Annotated in this window: 20 protein-coding genes; 12 read left to right on the top strand and 8 right to left on the bottom strand. The window is 65.6% G+C overall.

Annotated features, from left to right (window positions below; translation table 11 throughout):
* Positions 1-703: 703 nt before the first annotated feature.
* The 3 genes from E1202_RS11970 to E1202_RS31790 all read right to left on the bottom strand — a co-directional run bounded on the left by E1202_RS11970 (position 704) and on the right by E1202_RS31790 (position 2,748).
* On the bottom strand, positions 704-1,567 hold the full coding sequence (locus E1202_RS11970; protein ID WP_328590974.1) for an alpha/beta hydrolase: 864 nt from the start codon (positions 1,565-1,567) through the stop codon (positions 704-706).
* A 199-nt stretch (positions 1,568-1,766) separates the two neighbouring features.
* Positions 1,767-2,339 carry a hypothetical protein gene (locus tag E1202_RS11975; protein WP_132682971.1) on the bottom strand — a complete coding sequence of 191 codons (573 nt, stop codon included), beginning with the start codon at positions 2,337-2,339 and terminating at the stop codon, positions 1,767-1,769.
* A 139-nt stretch (positions 2,340-2,478) separates the two neighbouring features.
* Positions 2,479-2,748, bottom strand: coding sequence for a PIN domain-containing protein (locus E1202_RS31790; RefSeq protein ID WP_207918581.1), 270 nt, complete (start codon positions 2,746-2,748; stop codon positions 2,479-2,481).
* On the opposite strand from E1202_RS31790, the gene E1202_RS32585 reads away from it, so the two are divergent.
* Together E1202_RS32585 and E1202_RS11995 are read left to right on the top strand one after the other, a co-directional pair.
* The gene (locus E1202_RS32585; protein ID WP_268952317.1) at positions 2,704-3,261 is read left to right on the top strand and encodes a Tn3 family transposase; all 558 of its coding nucleotides are present in this window, start codon (positions 2,704-2,706) and stop codon (positions 3,259-3,261) included. The two genes, E1202_RS31790 and E1202_RS32585, sit on opposite strands and share 45 nt — an antisense overlap.
* A 132-nt stretch (positions 3,262-3,393) precedes the next feature.
* Positions 3,394-3,732, top strand: coding sequence for a site-specific integrase (locus E1202_RS11995; RefSeq protein WP_235878113.1), 339 nt, complete (start codon positions 3,394-3,396; stop codon positions 3,730-3,732).
* 96 nt (positions 3,733-3,828) lie between these two features.
* On the opposite strand, the gene E1202_RS12000 is transcribed toward E1202_RS11995, so the two are convergent.
* On the bottom strand, positions 3,829-4,461 hold the full coding sequence (locus E1202_RS12000) for a TetR/AcrR family transcriptional regulator (RefSeq protein ID WP_132682974.1): 633 nt from the start codon (positions 4,459-4,461) through the stop codon (positions 3,829-3,831).
* Positions 4,462-4,661: 200 nt separating this feature from the next.
* On the opposite strand from E1202_RS12000, the gene E1202_RS12005 reads away from it, so the two are divergent.
* The 4 genes from E1202_RS12005 to E1202_RS12015 all read left to right on the top strand — a co-directional run bounded on the left by E1202_RS12005 (position 4,662) and on the right by E1202_RS12015 (position 7,061).
* The gene (locus E1202_RS12005) at positions 4,662-5,555 is read left to right on the top strand and encodes an NADP-dependent oxidoreductase (RefSeq protein WP_132682975.1); all 894 of its coding nucleotides are present in this window, start codon (positions 4,662-4,664) and stop codon (positions 5,553-5,555) included.
* Between the two features lie 379 nt (positions 5,556-5,934).
* A complete protein-coding gene (locus E1202_RS31795) occupies positions 5,935-6,057 on the top strand; it encodes a DUF2243 domain-containing protein (protein ID WP_207918582.1) in 123 nt (40 codons plus the stop codon).
* A gap of 64 nt (positions 6,058-6,121) precedes the next feature.
* A complete protein-coding gene (locus E1202_RS32990; RefSeq protein ID WP_408006270.1) occupies positions 6,122-6,250 on the top strand; it encodes a hypothetical protein in 129 nt (42 codons plus the stop codon).
* A gap of 139 nt (positions 6,251-6,389) precedes the next feature.
* A complete protein-coding gene (locus E1202_RS12015; protein ID WP_207918584.1) occupies positions 6,390-7,061 on the top strand; it encodes a cytochrome c oxidase assembly protein in 672 nt (223 codons plus the stop codon).
* A gap of 582 nt (positions 7,062-7,643) precedes the next feature.
* Here E1202_RS12015 and E1202_RS12020 read toward each other — a convergent pair.
* The 3 genes from E1202_RS12020 to E1202_RS12035 form a co-directional block, all read right to left on the bottom strand.
* Complete coding sequence (locus tag E1202_RS12020; RefSeq protein ID WP_132682977.1) at positions 7,644-8,102, bottom strand: SRPBCC family protein; 459 nt, start codon at positions 8,100-8,102, stop codon at positions 7,644-7,646.
* Between the two features lie 73 nt (positions 8,103-8,175).
* Positions 8,176-9,126 (bottom strand): manganese catalase family protein, encoded by a 951-nt coding sequence (locus E1202_RS12025; RefSeq protein WP_132682979.1) that lies wholly within the window; start codon positions 9,124-9,126, stop codon positions 8,176-8,178.
* 843 nt (positions 9,127-9,969) lie between these two features.
* Positions 9,970-10,851, bottom strand: coding sequence for a UbiA family prenyltransferase (locus E1202_RS12035; protein ID WP_132682982.1), 882 nt, complete (start codon positions 10,849-10,851; stop codon positions 9,970-9,972).
* On the opposite strand from E1202_RS12035, the gene E1202_RS12040 reads away from it, so the two are divergent.
* The 3 genes from E1202_RS12040 (at position 10,753) to E1202_RS12050 (ending at position 13,497) form a co-directional block, all read left to right on the top strand.
* Entirely contained in the window at positions 10,753-11,946 is a 1,194-nt protein-coding gene (locus tag E1202_RS12040) for a type III polyketide synthase (RefSeq protein WP_235878115.1), read from the top strand. The genes E1202_RS12035 and E1202_RS12040 overlap by 99 nt on opposite strands.
* A gap of 134 nt (positions 11,947-12,080) precedes the next feature.
* On the top strand, positions 12,081-12,461 hold the full coding sequence (locus E1202_RS12045; RefSeq protein WP_235878125.1) for an isoprenylcysteine carboxyl methyltransferase family protein: 381 nt from the start codon (positions 12,081-12,083) through the stop codon (positions 12,459-12,461).
* 16 nt (positions 12,462-12,477) lie between these two features.
* Positions 12,478-13,497: an NAD(P)/FAD-dependent oxidoreductase gene (locus tag E1202_RS12050; RefSeq protein ID WP_235878153.1), complete on the top strand. Its 1,020-nt coding sequence runs from the start codon at positions 12,478-12,480 to the stop codon at positions 13,495-13,497.
* A gap of 96 nt (positions 13,498-13,593) precedes the next feature.
* On the opposite strand, the gene E1202_RS12055 is transcribed toward E1202_RS12050, so the two are convergent.
* On the bottom strand, positions 13,594-14,061 hold the full coding sequence (locus E1202_RS12055; protein ID WP_132683026.1) for a DUF4383 domain-containing protein: 468 nt from the start codon (positions 14,059-14,061) through the stop codon (positions 13,594-13,596).
* A 329-nt stretch (positions 14,062-14,390) separates the two neighbouring features.
* On the opposite strand from E1202_RS12055, the gene E1202_RS12060 reads away from it, so the two are divergent.
* The 3 genes from E1202_RS12060 to E1202_RS12075 all read left to right on the top strand — a co-directional run bounded on the left by E1202_RS12060 (position 14,391) and on the right by E1202_RS12075 (position 18,042).
* Positions 14,391-14,753: a hypothetical protein gene (locus E1202_RS12060; protein ID WP_132682987.1), complete on the top strand. Its 363-nt coding sequence runs from the start codon at positions 14,391-14,393 to the stop codon at positions 14,751-14,753.
* Positions 14,754-15,989: 1,236 nt separating this feature from the next.
* Positions 15,990-16,304 (top strand): hypothetical protein, encoded by a 315-nt coding sequence (locus E1202_RS12070; protein WP_328590976.1) that lies wholly within the window; start codon positions 15,990-15,992, stop codon positions 16,302-16,304.
* A gap of 64 nt (positions 16,305-16,368) precedes the next feature.
* Positions 16,369-18,042, top strand: a complete 1,674-nt coding sequence (locus E1202_RS12075) for a DUF2235 domain-containing protein (protein ID WP_132682989.1) — start codon at positions 16,369-16,371, stop codon at positions 18,040-18,042.
* Positions 18,043-18,109: the final 67 nt, after the last annotated feature.

The raw sequence follows: 18,109 nt of genomic DNA on the forward strand, positions 1-18,109 counted from the left end.
TTCCTGGTCGCCGTTCGGTGCGGTGCGGGCTTCGGCGGCTTCTTGGTTGATCGCGTCCTGCGGGAATGTCCCCGCTACGAGCTCGCCCTCACGCTGGTGATCAGGCGCCAGAGGGCGGGGATGTCGATGGCCTCGGCGTCGACGGTTTCGGTGTAGCCGCCTTGGGGCATGAGCTCGATCGTGAGGTAGGGCCGATACCGCGGGCGGCGAGCCCGGTGAGAACGTTCTGCTCGACGCGGCGGGCGTGGTCTCCGGTGGGCATTGCTCAGCGTGTGGACAACCTGCCAGCCTTCCTTGACGTGGGCAGTCAGCCGTCGCTCACGGTTGGCGACGTTGCAGGTACCGACCTTATGCGCTCCGAGCTGCATGAGTGGTCAGGTAGACCATGGAAGGTGCGGTGTAGTCGATGCCCCTTGTCGCGCACCACCGGCAGCCCCATCGGGTCCGGTTGTAGACGTGTACTGGCCGTGGAGTTGCCCAGCGTGGGCTCGGAGACGTTTTCGCAGAGCCGCCAGCGGGAGTGAAGGGCTAGGCCAAGTCGATTTCGTCGCCCTGTGAGGGCCGTTTCGGTGCTCCTCGGCGATGTCGCAGCCCAAGGGCGGACCACCGGGGCGTGGGCGGGCCCGGCCCAAATGCCGGTCCGCGCGAAACGCTGCGCCTCGCTGGTGGATACGAACCGAACAGAACCCTATTGGTGCTGGGTTCAGGAGGTGACCGGTACATGGTGGGCCAGGAAAGCGAGCTGATCGGTGACGGTCTGCTCGAAGTGCTCACCGACGTAGATCTCGAAGTGTCCCGCGGTGGTGAGCTTGACCTCGCCGCGCGGTGCTTGCGCGGCGTAGCGGCGGGTCGGTCCCGCAGGCGCGACCGCGTCGGTTTCGCAGATGACGAACAGAATCGGGCAGCTGACCCGTCGGGCGTGACGGCCGGGAAAGTGCCGGACGATCTGCAGCGCGAAACGCGACGCGACTTCCTTGGCGACACCCACATCGTCGGGGGTCATTGCCCGCACGCCGGGCTCGGCGTCGGGCGAGGACATCAGCGCGGTCGACCCCGGCGGCCCGTAGGCCGCAACTCTCACCGGGGCTGCGCCGGTGAGCGCGCCGAGCTGATCTCGCAGCGCCCACAGGGTCAGTTTGACCGAGGTCACCGGCGGTATGGCCAGCGTGGAGGCGACGCCGTTGGTGAACGGACACTGCACGATCGCGGCCGCGATGCGACAGTCGCGGGCGGCGGTGATGATGGCGTGACCTCCGCCGAAGGAACTGCCCCACACCACGACCCGGTCGGCATCGACGTCGTCGAGAGTACGTGCGTAGGCCACCGCCGCCGTCCAGTCCTCGAGTTGGCGTTTGATATCGAGCAGCTGACGGGGTTCACCGCTACTTGCACCGAAATGCCGGTAGTCGAATACCAGGCACGCGTAGCCTGCTGCTTGAAACCGCTCCGCGAAGGCATCGAGGCGCTGCTCCTTCACCCCGGCCAGACCGTGGGCCATCACGATGATCGGCTGACTAGCGGCCTGACCCATTTGCCGGTCGGTAGAGCCAGCCCGCGCAAGTCTCATCGCCAACAGAGAAGCTCACATCGGTTCTTGTCACAACGGATATTCTCTGGCATCAGGTCCGTATCGGAAAGCCCAACCGACTGAGAACTCCAGCGGCCCCGCTGGCCGCCAGCCCAGATACTCGGCGGCCAGCCGCACATGCTCGGTGCGGGTCTTGGCGCGCTCCGGCACGCCCACGCCACCGAGCTGCTCGACGGGCTCAGCCGAACAACAAGGGCTGCACCCAGCTGGCGATCCAGTTGCCCGGGATGCCCAGCAGTGCCCCGGTCACCGCTCCGTAGACCAGGAAACGAATATCGCGGCCACGGCTTCGCTGTGCGGCTTCTTGCTGGCTGTTGTCGAGTAGGTGTCGCAGCAGCACGAGCTGCTCCGGTTCCAGTCGTTTGGCGGCTTCCAACCGTTTGAGCTCGCTATCACGCTCGGCGATCTGGCGATCCCGTTCGGCCAGTTCGTCGTCGAGCTCACGCACGAGATGTTGGGATCGCTGGACCAGGTCGTGCAGTTGTTCGGAAACCTGTGCGAACTCGTCTCGGCTGGCCCGGATCCGGTCATACACAGGCTGCTCAAGCTCAGGCCGCGATGGGCGAATCCAGAACTCGTACGACCCGGCCGCAAGCGGCACGAGGATGCCGAGCAGCGCAAGCACGAGATCCCAATCGCCTTCACCGGAGAGCAACTGAACCGCGGCAACCGCGGCCGTTCCCGTCGCGATGGCAACGGTGCCTGTGAGGACGGCCTTTCCAGCCGGTTTCAGCTTTGGGCGCGACTGCATGCGTCCTCCCCCATCGTGACGTCAGCCCAACATGATGCCGGACGGTGATCGCGGCCAAGACCAGGCCTCGGGTTGCTACGTGCCCAATCTTCAACCGAGCCGCCATCCGTGGTGACTTCCGCCGTACCGTTCACCGGCCTCAGCAGTGGTTCAGCGAGCCGCTACGGAGACCGGACCATCGGTCAAGGTCCGCGTCGGTGCCGCTGATCCATCGGCGGTCGTGGTCGTGCAGAGATTCAGGCTGGGGGTTGGCTACGGCGCCGCGCCGGTCAGGGTCCTCCAGCAGCGCGGCATCGGCGGAAAGCAGTGTGCCGCCGAGGTGTTCGGTGGCCACGAGATAGGCCGCGTCGTAGGCGCTCAGAGCGTGCCGCAGCTCCCAGACCCGTTCGCCGATCTCGGACAGCGGCACCAGGTCGAGGTCGAGGTCGAGCTCGGCGAGGGTGCGCCGAGCGGTGAGCAGCGGCGGGGAGTCCTCGCGCAGCGGAATTTTTGCGCAGCACCGACAGCACCTCGATGGGCAGGTGCGGCGGGTCGGCCAGGATCTCGGCGCCTTCCAGCGCGCTCAAGGCGGGTTGCTGGCGGGGGCCGGGCAGCAGGGCGTCGATCAGGACCGAGGCGTCGACGACGACGGTGGTCACCGGCCGGCCTCACGGTCGTCGGCCAGCTCCAAGGCCCGCTCGTCGCGGTCCTCGCGCACCGCCCGGACCTCGGCGACCTGCACCTACTCCAGTCCGCGCTGGTGCACGTCAACACCCTGCTGCTGCAACAGGTACTGACCGAACCGGCCTTGGCGGGCACCCTGGGCGACGCCGACCGCCGTGGTCTGACGCCGCTGTTCTGGTCAAACATCAACCCGCACGGACGGTTCCGATTGGACATGGACCGACGCCTGGACTTGGAGACCGACGCCAAGGAGGCTTGATGGCCGGCTTCGCCGCATCGTTGCGGAACATAGGCCCAGCCGCGGTCGGAGGCTGGGCCTACGTTCCGTTTCACGGCGGTTCGCGTATTGCGCTGTTACTGGCCGCTGGCGGCGGGGCGAACCACGATTTCGTTGAGGTCGACGTCCGCGGGCTGGGTGATGGCGAAGGCGATGGCGACCGGGATCGCCGCCGCCGACCTGGACCCGGACACCGGCCGAGCGCGGTTGTCCTACCGCCGCGCGGCTGAGCTGTTCAAGCACGCCTCCGACGGGTGGACGCTGCATGACCTGCGGCATTCCGCGCTGACCCACGCCGCCGAGGACGGAACGCCCACCCCGATGCTGATGACCAAATCCGGCCACACCTCGATCCGCACCCTGTCGCGCTACGCCCGGCCCTCGGCCGACGCACTCGCGGCCTGGCACGCCGAGCGGGACCCGGCCGCCCGGAAGAAGGCGAGCCAGCGATGACGCGGTCGGAAGCCTCGCGCGCTACCGGGATGTTCGTGCGCCACGTCCGCCAACATCAGATCCGGCCGACCCGGTCCGATACGAACTACGGATGATCTACCTCTGCGTACCCGCTACTTTGCGGCTCACGGGAGCTTCGGTAGAACTGGGCCGAGAGGGGCGGGTGACGGCCCAGGCCGCCTCGATCATCCGGAAGATCTCGTCCAACGCGGCGTCCGGATCGGCCGCCGCACGGGCCAGTGAATGGGCGTCGATCACGAACCTCGCGATCGTCCGGCAGACCGTGGTGGTCTGTGGCAGGTCGAGATCGGCAGCGATGGCCGTTGCCAGCGACTCCGCATGGCGCAGCCTCATCGACTCCTCGAACTGCCGCAGGGCAGGTGATTCGTCGATCATGCGCCAGATCGGGGCGGCGCTGTCCGCCGTGCAATGGCGCACCATCGCGTGGATCTCGCGGCGCAGCGCGGGGATGAGCGGCTCGTGCGGAGCCCGGCCGGTGACCGCCCGAGCGAGGCCTTGCTCGAAGTCTTCGTCGTGCTCGAACACCAGGGCCTCTTTCGAGGCGAAGTGGGAGAAGACCGTGGTTACGGCGACGTCGGCCTCTGCGGCCACGTCACGGATGCCCACCGCGTCGTACCCGCGATCCAGGAACAGCCGCAGCGCGGTGTCGGCGATCTTCTGACGGGTCGCGGCCTTCTTGCGCTCACGGCGTCCGGGCGGGGCGGTCATCCGCTGATGCTATCAGACACAAAAACCTAACTGCTATTAAACGCTAGCTGTTAGTGTTACATTCCGCTGCATGAAGAACGTGGATGCTCACCACCGAACCCGCCACCTGAACCAGCCGCGTGCCGTCAACCGCGGCAGTCAGCCGAGGAAAAAACAAACACGCTCACCCACAACCGACCGTGAGCATTAAGGACGACAGCATGAAGAAGGTCATCTTCGCCGAGTTCGGCGGCCCCGAAGTCCTGCAGCTCCTGGACGCCGCAGAACCTCATGCGGGCCCAGGCCAGGTACGCATCACCGTCCGAGCAGCAGGAGTGAACCCCGTCGACTGGCGAGTCCGGGAAGGCCAGATCCTCGGCGCGCACCCGACCGAACTGCCCTCCGGTATCGGGCTCGACGCCGCCGGGGTGGTGGACGAGGTCGGCGAGGGCGTCGAAGGGGTCGAGGTCGGCGACCACGTGTTCGGCGAAGGCTCGAGCACCTATGCCGAGTTCGCCGTGTTGTCGGCCTGGGCCCGGATGCCCGAGGGACTGACCTTCGAGGAGGCGGCCGGATACCCCTCGGTGGTGGAGACCGCGCTGCGCGTCATCCGCGAGGTCGGCGTCCGGCCCGCGCAGACGCTGTTGGTCAGCGGTGCGTCTGGGGGCGTCGGATCGGCGGTGCTGCAGATCGCCCGTGAGCGCGGCATCACGGTGATCGGCACGGCCGGGGCCGCGAACCAGGACTACCTGCGCGGCCTGGGCGCCCTCGCCACGACCTACGGTGAGGGCTGGGTCGAGCGAGTCCGGGGGCTCGGCCAGGTCGACGCGGCCCTCGACCTGGCGGGCTCAGGCGTGATCCGTGAACTCATCGAACTGACCGGGGACCCGGGGAAGGTGGTCTCCATCGCCGATCTCGGCGCGCCGGAGCTCGGTGCCCGGTTCTCCGGCGTGGCCGGGAGCGTGCCCGAAGCGCTCGCCGAAGCCGTCGACCTCCTCTCGCGGAGCAAGCTCCACATCCCGGTCGAGAAGACGTACACGCTCGCGGAGGCCGCGGCGGCGCACATCGACAGCCAAGCCGGTCACACGCGAGGACGCCGAGTCGTGGTCGTCTGAAGAGCGCTGGTGGCATGCCACGTACGGGATTCGTGGCCTGCCACCAGCGCGCAGACGGGTGGGCGGATCAGGCGGCGGTAGAGACGGTTTCGGGGATCTTCTACGGAAGCGGCGGCCGCCCTCGTGAGATTGTTGGCCAACGGAGGCGCAGCACAGTGCTACGCGGCTGAGCATGGGACTCTGGGGAGGGCGGCGTGGATATTGAGCGCTTGTCGGCTGGCTTGTCCGAGTCGTGGCGTTGCCTGGTTCGGGACTGGACCGATGTTTGCGTTCAACTGGGCGACCTGAGACGACCCGGTACAACTATCTGCTCGCGGTGGTCCAGCTCGGAAAATTCGTCGTGGCCAGCGGCGGTGTAGATGCTGCTGAGGATCCCGCCGTGGTTTCTGACGGGCTCTTCCACGCGTTCAGCTGGTTCGCCACCGTCGCTTCCCTGCTGATGGTCGGCTCGCTGCGCCGCGGACGTGCTTCCGCATCGCGGACTTCGCGGCGGGCCGGCTGACCGGATCCGGTTCTTCCAACTCTACGACGGCCTCGTCCAACACAAACTCCTGAACCTGCACCAAATGCGCTACGGGGTGAGCTTGATGCCCTATGACCTCGCGTGGAACGTCGTCGCTGCCGTCCTGTTACTGGCCGGGATCGCGTGGTGGGTCCTGATATGGCTTCATCACCGCGAGGACCCAACACGCTAGGAAGCGTTGTCGATGCGTCATCATCCCGTCCCGGTGCGGTGCTGATGAGCACCGGAGAGTGCCTGGTCGTGCTCGCGTAGGGCACCGCCGTTCTAGCACATGTGATCGCGACCGCGATTCTGCGGAACCGCGGCGTCCAGTGGCCGGCATACCGCTCGGCGTGTGGGCTGCTCGGTGGTTGTGCGCCGCGGCGACCTCGGCGGGGCCGTTCGCGCAGCGCGCCCACCACGACTTCGTCCTCCACATGACCGGACACATCCTGCTCGGGATGCTGGCACCCGTGCTGATGGTTCTGGCGGCTCCCGTCACCCTCGCCTTGCGGGCGCTACCGGTCGCCGCTGCTCGGACCTTGGCCCGCTGCACGCGCTCGACCCCGATGAGGGTGCTGACACAGCCCGCAATCGCAGCGATGCTCAACATCGGCGGTTTGTGGGTGCTCTACCGAACCGGCGTGTACGCGGCGATGCACACCGAACCGTGGTTGCACGCCGCAGTCCACATCCACGTGCTAGCGGCCGGCTTCGTGTTCACCTTCGCCGTCCTCGGTGGTCCCGACCCGGCACCGCACCGCTCCCACGCCGCCTGGCGCGCCACGACGTTGGTGGTGGCCGTGGCCGCACACAACGTCCTGGCGAAAACCGTCTACGCCGCACCTCCCGACGGCGTGACCGCAGAACAGGCGCAGATCGGCGGCCAGCTCATGTACTACGGCTCCGCACCAGTGGAGCTCTTGCTCTTCGTGCTCCTGTGCCGCTCCTGGATCACCCCCGGTCGGCTTCTGCCCCACACCGACCTGATCGGTCGGAGCTGAAATTTCCAGCGAGCGAGCCGCCGACCGGCAAGGAAGGCGCCGAACACGGTGGTCGTGAGGGCGAACGCAACGCCCGGCGTACCAGCGAGCAGACGAGCTCGTCCAGTAGGCCTTCCCACCGAGTCTCGCGTGCACTCGCCGCCGCTTCTAGATTGAAACTGCGGGTGCCCGTGACGAACGCCCAGCCAACCCCTGTCCCGGGTGATCCCACGTGTTCGACGACGGCGACCATGTTGTACCACCGCGGTTGGGGACCGCTGGACCGGTACACCTGAGGCGGCTGATCCACCTCGCGGCGACGCGATTGCGGGTGGTGCCTCCAGCCCGGAGCCGGGGCGCGCGCCTGTACCCAGCAAGACCTGTCCGTCCAGCGCCTCCTCGTAGCCCCGGCCAGTGAGAGGCGGCGACACGACCACGTGCCACTCAACCTCAACCCTGCCGCGTGGTCGGCTCTCCAGCGGTCGGATCACCGCCCGGACCGAAACGAAGCCCCGCGGGCGGCCTGCTCGCACTGCCGGCCTAAGCTGGCGTGCTGTGGACGTCCCGCGCACTCGGAGCCAAGCGGTACCGCCCCTCGAGGCCTCAACGTCCTGGCTTGTTGTTTTCCATGAGTTCCTTGAAGGATTCGAGAGCTTGCTCGACCTTCTGCTGAGGGTCCGCGAACAGCGTGGCCACCGCCTCCGCCACCCCGCCCCCTGGCGCGTCGTACCGCAAGCTCACTTCTACTCCTGTACTCTCTCCGTGGTCGTCGAAACGTACCGCCCCCGCAGTGGAAACGGTGTTGGACTTCTCAGTCTGCTGCTCGATTGATTTCCACGCGATTTTGCGGCCTGGCTCGTCCTCGACGATCCGCGCATCCCACTCGACGTTCTTGCCTGCGGGTCCGGAGACCACCCAATGCGTCATCTCGGCTTCAGCGGTTCGCGGTTCCACGCGTTGCACGTCGGGAAAGATTTCCGGAACGTGGGTAAGCGGGCGCCACCACTGATAGCACTTCTCGGCGGGCGCTCGCACTTCCAGGTAGTGAGCTACTGACCCCATTTGCTCTCCTCGTTCATCTCATTGGTTCAGATGCGTTCGGCACCCGTCTGCACCTGGGAACGTTGGACGCGATCTAGCTGACGGGGCCGTATCGGACAGGTTCGTCGGCCTCGGCCAGCTCGAGCTCTGCGGTGGCCTGCACGAGTTCCAGTAGCTCGCGGTCGAGTCCCGGGGCGAACTCCTCTGGACGCGGGTCAGCAATGTCAATCGGCACCCCTTCGGGCGTCTGCGCGGTGCCCAACGACTTGCCAGGGTCCGAGGGCGACGCCCCGCGGAAGATCTTGCCCGCCTCTGAGAGGTGGTCGAGGTCGAAGGTGTACTGCTTGTTCTCCAAGCCATGCTCGAGCAGTGTGGCGACCTCGGGGAACTTCTCCGCCGAAGTCTTCGGAATCGGCAAGGTCTTCGACCAGTTCACCCCGAGGCTCTCCAACGCCTTGGCGTAGGCGTTCTCGTGCGCTTGATCGCGCACGATCAGGTAGGCCACCGTGGACCGCAAGGTGCGGTTTGCGCTCATCTCGTAGATCCGGCACTTCTGCAATCGGCCGGTCGACTCCAACATCAAGTTGTACAGGAGGTCCAGTACGAGGTTTCCGCTGTTGTAGACGTACGAACCGGACCACGGGTTGCCGACCGCGTCCACGGGCATCGCACCCTGCGCACCAACCAGGAAGTGGTGAATGTTTCCGTCGGACAGTGCGTTCGACAGTGGAGTCGCTCCTCCTGCCGCGGGTTCGTCCAGCTCAGTGGGTGTTCCGTTGTAGCGAGGCGAGCCGTCGGTCAGGCGAGCGATCGTGGTCGCGATCAGTTCGACATGGCTTATCTCCTCCGTGCCGATTCCGTGCAGCAGGTCGCGAAAGGGCTTGGCTTGGGCGCCACGGAAATTGAAGCTCTGGAAGAGATACTGCATCATAGTGCGCATTTCTCCGAATTGTCCGCCCAATCCCTCCTGCAAAGCGTTGGCCGCTCCCGGATCCGGCTCGTCCGGAACGATCTCGTTGATCATCTTCTGCACGTGGTAGAACATGGTGCTCCCAATGACTTCGGTGGTGATCTCGACTCTGGCGTCGGCGTACCCACGTTTCGTTCAGGAACCGCGACTTCGGGCACGCGGAGCCTGCCCAGCAATTCGCGGAAGAGCACGAACTGGCTCGGAGGTTGAATGGATACCGCGTGTTCTGGTCACGTGCCGCAGGGTCGCGCTACGACCGTCATGCCACTGTTGACACTCCCTCAACATCTGCGCAGGATTGCGGTTGCCTCATCGAAATGGCTGAGAGATCGAGGCGCACGCCGACCCGTCCTATCGACTACCCTTCATGTCCTCGTTCTCATCTACGCGAAGCGCCACACCCAAGGCGAAGAAGCTAGGCGCCCATTCCCCAACGAAGATCCCCCAACGGTCCGCTCGGGCGGTCGATTCCGACGCGTTGAGCGATGCGGCCCAACAGATCACGCTCAGAGCAATCGAGAGCATCCCCGCGGCGAACGTGTGGTCGGACGTGATGCCCTTCTTTCGCAGAATGGTCAACACCGTGGCCTCCAATGAGATCAAATGATTTGCTTCTCCTCTTGCATTTCCCGGCACAACCAACCCTAAACTCGACCGCCGTCCAGCAGTCGACCAGAGCTGCAGAAACGATCAGAACCAGGTTTCTCGCGTGGGTCACGCGAAATGATGTCTTCGGTACGTCGATGCTCGCAGCAGCTTGCCGGTGGTTCAGCCGCGGGGCCGACGTCGAACTGGGAAACGTGATTTAGACACTGCCGTGTTTCGTCTGGGCGCGCACCAGCCAAGAGCACGCCAGCCGCAGCACGAAAGGTGTCCTCTCCGTTGATATTCGGCATCTGTGCGTTCAGGGCAGCGTACTCAATTCGTGACCGCGAGCAACACGACAACGTCGAGCACCGCGATCACCACAGTGAACCGAAACGCCGTCGGGCTGTGCGGGGAACGTACCGCGATCATGGCCGTCACGACGGCTAACACAATTCCGGCCGACGAAGCCGTGACAGTGAACGCGGTCGGCGGGACTTGCGGTGCGGTGCCGAGGACAACCGATGCGGCAGCCAGTGCTGCGACCATGACGATCACGCCGGCCTGGGGGCCCAGCCGCTGTGGGAGGCCGCGCACCCCGGTCTTCGCGTCCGCCCGCAGGTCGGGAAGAGCGTTCGCGACATGTGCTCCGAAACCGAGCAGTGCGCTGACGACCGGAACCCACCAGGGCGGCCAGGGCTGTCCAGGCAGTGCCGCATACGGTGCGACGGGCAGCGCGCCAAAGGCAAGCAAGTAGGTCGCACCGGACCAGATCGTCGCCTTCAGCCCGAGGTTGTACGCCCACGCCGCGGCGAGTCCTATCAGCAAAGCCGCAGCAGGCCGAGGTCCGAGTAGCGACGAGAGCACGATCGTGGCAACGAGCGCCGCCGATGCGGTGAGACGAACGCCCGCCACCGGGACGATTCCTGCCGCGACCGGCTTGTCCTCTCGTCCGACTGAGCGATCTCGCGCGGCGTCGATCCAATCGTTGGACCACCCGACCGACAACTGACCAGTCAGCACTGCCGCGCCGAGCAACACCACCTGCCCGAAGCGGAGTCCCAAACCAGCGGCGAGAACCATGACCAAGGATGTCACCGCAAGTCCCGGCACCGGATGAGAGGCGCGGATGAAACCTCGGGCCAACTCCTGCCAGCGTCGCTTGTTCGGTGCAGAACGTCCAGCACCATTGTGTCCCGCTTCGGAACAGGTCATCTGGCGAGTGTAGGCGGAAGTCGTACCGTGGAAACGGTGACAACCATTTCGGCCGTGCACGGAACGCTCCCGCCACATCGGTATCCACAAGCGCAGCTGACCGAGCTGTTCAGCCGGTTGTGCCTACCAGACCGGACTGCGCGAGCTGTGGCGAACCGAATTCACACCAGCGCACGTGTCGCTACCCGACACTTGGCGCTGCCCATCGAGCAGTACGACGAGCTGGATGGTTTCACCGCGGCGAACGACGCGTACCTCTCCGCAGCAGTGGATCTCGGATGCGATGCCGCACTCGGCGCTCTCGAAGCCGCTGGGTTCAGTGCCGCGGAGGTGGACCTCGTGTTGTCGACGACGGTTACCGGGATCGCGGTGCCCTCCCTCGACGCGCGGATCGCGGCACGCATCGGGATGCGTCCGGACGTGAAAAGAGTGCCGGTAGTGGGACTTGGCTGTCTAGCAGGCGCAGCGGGGATCGCGCGGTTGCACGACTTCTTGCGTGGCTGGCCGAGTTCGGTGGCGATGCTGGTGTCGGTCGAGCTGTGCTCGCTCACCGTCCAACGCCAGGATCGCAGCCCCGCCAACATCGTCGCGGCAGGACTGTTCGGCGACGGTGCTGCGGCACTCATCGCCGTGGGAGACGAACATGAGGCCGAGTCGACGGGACCACGTGTAGTGGACTCCGCGAGTCACCTCTACGAGAACACCCAGCGTGCCATGGGGTGGGACGTCGGTGACTCGGGCCTGAAGGTGGTGCTGGGAGCGGAAGTGCCTGATCTCGTGCGCAAGCACCTGGCACAGGACGTCGAACAGCTGCTGGCCCCGCACGGGATCGAGGTCGAGGACATCGCTCGCTGGATTTGCCACCCCGGCGGGCCGAAGGTCATCGAAGCCGTTCAGTCGGTGTTGGGCCTCGACGAGGACGACCTGGCGATGACGTGGCGCTCGTTGCACCGGATCGGCAATGTGTCGTCATCCTCGGTGCTGCACGTACTCGCTGACACGCTCACTTCCAGACCCGCGTCCCCGGGTGATTGGGGTGTGATGATGGCGATGGGCCCGGGATTCTGTTCAGAACTGGTGCTCCTGCGGTGGTGACCCAAGCCTGGTACACGGTCCTGGTGGGGCTGGTCGCATCAGAGCGCATGGCCGAGTTGGCGGTCGCGAAACGCAACTTGGCGTGGAGTTTGTCCCGAGGCGGGCGAGAGTCGGGATCTTCGCACTACCCCTTCATGGTCGCGCTGCACACCGGGCTGCTGGTCGGCTGTGTGATCGAGGTATGGCTGACTGCCCGAGTCTTTTCGGGCTTGCTGGGCTGGCCGATGCTCGCTTTGGTCGTCGCGTCACAGGCACTGCGGTGGTGGTGCATCCGCGTTCTCGGGTACCGGTGGAACACCCGCATCGTGATAGTCCCCGGCCTCCCCCTGGTCACCAACGGCCCCTACCGCTTTCTCCCTCACCCGAACTACGTCGCGGTGACCGTCGAAGGATTCGCGCTGCCGCTCGTCCATGGCGCGTGGCTAACAGCGGTCATCTTCACCGCGTTGAACGCGTCGCTGCTCTCAGTGCGGATGCGTGCGGAGGGCGAAGCGTTGAGGTCGGCACGTGCTTAAGCATCTTCACGACGTCGTGGTCGCTGGTGGTGGCCCCGCCGGCCTCGCGGTCGCGCTGGGATGTGCACAAGCTGGCTTGGACGTCGTCGTGTGCGAAAAGCGCCCCGGAGTGATCGACAAAGCCTGTGGAGAAGGCTTGATGCCTGGCGCCGTCCGCGCACTCGGGGCGCTTGGGGTCGACCCACCCGGCCACCCCATCCAGGGCATCACCTATCGGCAGGGCTCGACGGTCGCCCGGGCTGCGTTCCGCACCGGATCCGGCAGAGGGGTACGGCGCACAGCACTGCACAGCGCTCTGCGCTGCGCGGTAGAACGGCACGGCGTACCGATGCTGACGTCCCCGATCCGCACCTTTTCCCAACACAGCGATCACATCCGCGCGGAGGGGCTGCGAGCGCGATACCTCGTCGCGGCCGATGGGCTGCATTCCACGGTCCGCGAACTCGCCGGACTGACGAAGGTCAACACGGCATGCTCGACGTGGGTTCCGCGTTGGGGTTTGCGCCGCCACTACGCCCTCGCTCCGTTCACCGACACGGTCGAGGTGACGTGGGCGTCGCAGTCCGAGGCGTACGTGACGCCGGTCGGACCGAACACCATCGGGGTCGCGATCCTCTCCTCCGTCCGTGGCGGGTTCACCCAGCAACTTTCCGCCTTCCCAGACCTGTCTGCACGAATCGCGGATGCGGAACCGATCAGCTCCGTCCGTGGTGCTGGCCCGTTCCGCCAGCACGCATCGAGCCGCGTCGCGGGCCGCGTCCTGCTCGTTGGGGACGCAGCCGGCTATGTGGACGCCCTCACCGGTGAAGGACTCGCGGTGTCTCTGGTCACCGCGGCAGAGCTCGTGCGCTGCATCAGGCTGGATCGACCCGCCGACTACGAGCGCGCCTGGAAGAGGACGTCACGGCGGTCACGATGGCTGACCGAGGCCCTGCTGTGGTCCCGGCGGCAACCGTCACTCGCCCAACGGATCGTGCCGGCCGCCGCCAAGAATCCGTGGCTCTTCGCCCTCGCTGTCAACCAGCTCGCACGATGACGTCGCGCCCAAGAAGACGGCCCAGCAATCGTCGTAGGCATCGCCGTGCGCCGCGACGCCCTGCGCGGGAACAGATCAGTTAACGACCACACGGCCTCAGTCGCTGGTGCCCCTTCCAGAGGTGCCCTCATCGTCGCTTGTCGAGCGGTGGCGGGTGCCTGCCTGCCAAATCAGCGCGCCTAGTGCGATCATCCCGAGGCCCAGGAAGAGGTGCAGCCAATTGTCTGCAGCATTCAACGGGACGAAGTTGGCCGCACTGTCCATGTCGACGATGAGGCCGTAGATCCACAACACCAGGTATACAGCGCCTCCCCCGACGAGAAACGAGATCGCGCCGCCGGCAGTGCGGGCCAACGCAAGGCCGACGATGCCGAACAGGAGGTGCACGATGTTGTGCAAGATCGATACTTGGAAAACACCAAGCAACATCGCGGTGGAGTGGTGGCCGGCGAATGTCATCCCCTCGTATTCGGTTGTGACCCCGGGGATGAAACCAAGAATGCCGACGAGCAAGAAGACCCCCGCGACGACTGTTGCGGCAATACGTGCGGGTGACTTGTTCATTGAACGTCCTGTGGTTGTTCCGCTCATGATTCTTCCCTTCTCGCGCATTGCCCGGCTCTCGGCTACCCGCTACAAATCGCAGCGACACGTGGCGCCCGGTGGCATGATCCGGTTCTGCACTCGGTGGACCACAACGGACGACGCCAATGGCCTGCACGACCAGCGTGCACGCGGTAGGGTCGGAAGTCACCATTGCCTGGTGACACTGGGAGCCGTGCTGCTCGTGGAACTCACTGAGGTGCGAGTCGGCGCGCAGTGGCGGCGGCCCCGATTCGGCCTCGCCGCTGACGATAGCAATTCGCCTGATCAACTTGGCAGAGGCAGGAGCCATGGCTCACCATCCCCTCGAAGAGATGTACGCCGCCCGGGACGCGCTCGACCGGGCCGCGAGAAAATGCGCAGGAACTGACCTCGCTCAACTGGATTGGCCTCCGTTCGGCGCGGCGTTGCTCGGAGTGCTTGGTTCCTTGCACCACCTGGCCGACGAATTGACCAACAAGCTCGACCAAGTGGACCGGAACAGCCTGTACAAGGAAGCGCTGCGCGACCACCCCCAGGAAGCTCTGGATCGCGCGATCGGAGACCTCGAAGGCATGACCGCGGTGCTCGCTTCAGCGATGCGGCACGCCGGTGAGTATTGGGAAGAGGCTCAGCACATCCACGAAGACACCATCTCCCGCGAACGCGAGTGATACCGTTTTCAGAACGTACGCCTCCCGGTGAACGCCTCACACCGCACGGCCGATCGCGATCAACTAACCACACTTCGGCAAGTCCTGTGATCGCGCACGCCAGCGACGCCGTGACCCACGAGGCGAACGCTTTCGCCGCCGGCGAGACCGCCGTGTCCACTTCGGACGCACTGGTTATTGCCTCCTAGTCCGCCTGCGTTCCGGTGGCTGGGTTCGTCACCGGACCGAGCCGACCCGAGGTGCCCTCGACGGCCCCTGCCATCGACCACAACATCGATGTGCGTGCACAGCGCGTAGAACGCGCGGCGAGCTTCCCGGACTTCGCGTACACCGAACCGACGCGGCCTGTCGAGCGAGTTGCGAACCCGGAGGACGTAGGGAAGGTCGTCACGCGCCCAGTCGCCCATGACCGGTTCGTCGATCTCTGCCGGGTCGTACATGTCGAGCGGATCTCTGGAGCAGGTGATCAATGCCCTGCGGCCACGAGCCGTGCTCGCGCTGTGGCCGTTCAACGCCCCCGAGCAGTCGGTCCTCGACCGGCACGGCGTCGTCGGCGTCAGCCCGCGAGAAGTTGACGAGGACTTCGACAGGTTGTCTCGGGATGGTTCACCGAACGCAGGCTGCGGTCCCAGTCCCGCAGGTACCCTGCCCACACGCTCGACAGGCCCTCGGTGAGCCTGCCAAGATCACAAACAGCCATTCCACAACTCCGCAGTACTCCCGCGCCGCTGTTTTGCCTGGTCAGGCGAGTCTGATGGCACGAGGGCTGTGGTTCCGCAAAGCTCACGCGGGGACCGTGCACACCGTGCGGTCCCCGCCTGGTCCCCGACCCCTGGACCGCGCTGGCGGCGTGAGAGTTGTGGATCTGCGCCTTCCACGTGCAGACCGTGCTGACCGTGCGGTCCCTCCTTGGTCCCCGGCACACATCGTTTCAGCATTGGATTCATTCACCACTAAGTCTCCCGTATGCGATGCTCTGGACAACCGGCGGAGGCCCCGATGGACAGACCCGAACCGGCTACACCGCAGTTCTGTGCGACAACTGCGAGTACGACGACGGCCTCCCGATTCTCGAGGCACTGGGATTCCATTCGACATGCGGCGAGCTACTGATCGCCTAAGCCACCCACATGACAGGGTTTTCGATCTCAGTCCCCGTGACCCCCAGCCAAGTGCGAGGTCACCGGTCGCGAGCACGCCCAGCAACGCGGCGCCACAAAACCCACCGACCAGCTGTTGCGCTACCGCAACGGCACCCCCATCACCAGACGCCGCTACGACCACCTCTGGAGCCGCATCGGCACACACCTGCCCTGGGTGACCACCCATGGCGTCAGCACCCACTGGCTACGCCACACCACCCTCACCTGGGTCGAACGCAACCACGGCTACGCCATCGCCCGCGCCTACGCAGGTCACACCACCACCAGCAGCGACACCGGAACCACCACCAACACCCGCGCCGGCATCACCGAAGTCGCCACCGCACTCACCACCCTCACCGGCGAACCCCACCCACTCGCCACCAACACAGCCACCCAACGAACCTGACAAGCGAGTCTGCTGACCGCCGGAGCTGGGATCTGTTCGAATAGCTGCATACTTGCCAATTCGGATGGGTTCCAGCCCACCCTCTCCTCCTTCGCGGGACACATCGACGCACGTACTCGGGACCAAAGGCTGTACAGCGTGGCGAGCACCTCCGAGAAACTTGGGATGCCGAGCTTTGGGGGCAGCTGTGAAGCACCTGATCGTGTGCTGTGACGGCACCTGGAATTCCCCGCATGACGAGGCGCACGTGCGTCGGCTCCACGATGCTCTGGCTGATCAGAACGCCGACGGTGAACAGAAGAAGAGTTATGTGTCGGGGATCGGCACCACCGGTTTCCTTCCCGTTGACGTCGTCGCCGGAGCAGTGGGGCTCGGGCTGGACTCGAAGATGGTCGAGGCCTACGACTTCTTGGCCCGGAACTACCAGCACGAGAACACCGAAGGTCGTCCGGACAAGATCAGCTTGGTGGGTTTCAGCCGGGGCGCCTACCTCGCGCGGAACCTGGCGGGGCTGCTGACGACCTACGGGCTCGAACCCGTGCCGCCCAGCACCAGCGAATCCGACCGCACGCACGCTGAGAACGTCTATTCCGCGTACCACCACAACACGGACAGCGCGACGGTGTGGCGCCGCTGGTTCCACCGCAGGTTCGCACATCCCGTCCAGGTTCACTTCCTTGGCGTGTGGGACACGGTCGGATCACTGGGAATTCCCGCGGAGTTCGCCATCCTCGACACGCTCGACGCGAGCAAGTACCGGTTCTACAACACGCGTCTCAGCGACCGCGTGGTCCACGCTCGCCACGCCGTCGCACTCGACGAGCGACGAGGCCCGTTCGCCCCCACGCTCTGGACCTCTCGAGCCGACATGAGCGATTCGACCTTCCGGCAGGTTTGGTTCCCCGGAAACCACGGGAGCGTCGGTGGTTGCAGCCGCGAGCAGGTGTCCGGTGCCGGCACTGGCTCCCTGTCCGACGTCACGTTGCGGTGGATGGTCGACCAGGCCGTTGAATGCGGAATCGCCTTCGCTCAGATGCAGCTCACCCCGGACCCCTCCGGTGATTTCACGGAGAACCTCCGGAGCTTCTATCGATACGTCAATCCGCGCCCGCGCGCGGTCCCAAAGCTCGCCGAGAACAGCCACGACACCACTCGAGGCGAGATCCACGAATCCGGGCTCCAACGCGTCAAGGTCGTTGAAGACTATCGGCCTCAGACAGCGCTCATCGGAGAACCGCCACAGGCCAAGACTTTGGTCATGGCCTGTGAACCGTGGAACGACACCGGAATCTGGCTCACCCCAGGCACCTACCGGATGTCGGCACGCGGCGAGTGGTCCGACAGCAGCGTCCGATCCGGCCCTTCAGGAACGCGAACAGGAGGGTCGCGCTTCCCCGCCGCGCTCATTCGCGGAGGTATGCGGGCACTGGAGACTCTCCAAGCCGGAATCCGGGCAGCCACGAGGAACGATCAGGCGCGGGTGTTCGGCACCAGACGCGTCTGCACCGACATCAACGGAAACGCGACACCCTGGATGTGCTTGGTCGGGGTGATCGCCGACGGTGCGCTGGACCCGCGCACCGAACTCCAGCAACCGCACACGACCTTCAAGATCGGCGATGGCATCACCGACTTCGAAGTCTTCCGCCCGGGCTACCTCTACGCCTTCACCAACGACGCCTGGGGGTTCTACTTCAACAACGCCGGAGCAGTCGAGCTCACCGTTCAATCGGCCTGAGAACGGGTGCGCCTCATCGAAAACGACTGCACGTCCGCAGCAGACCGCACCCGAGCAGGTGCACAGA

It is taken from the genome of Saccharopolyspora karakumensis (assembly GCF_004349225.1).
Classification (GTDB): Bacteria; Actinomycetota; Actinomycetes; order Mycobacteriales; family Pseudonocardiaceae; genus Saccharopolyspora; species Saccharopolyspora endophytica.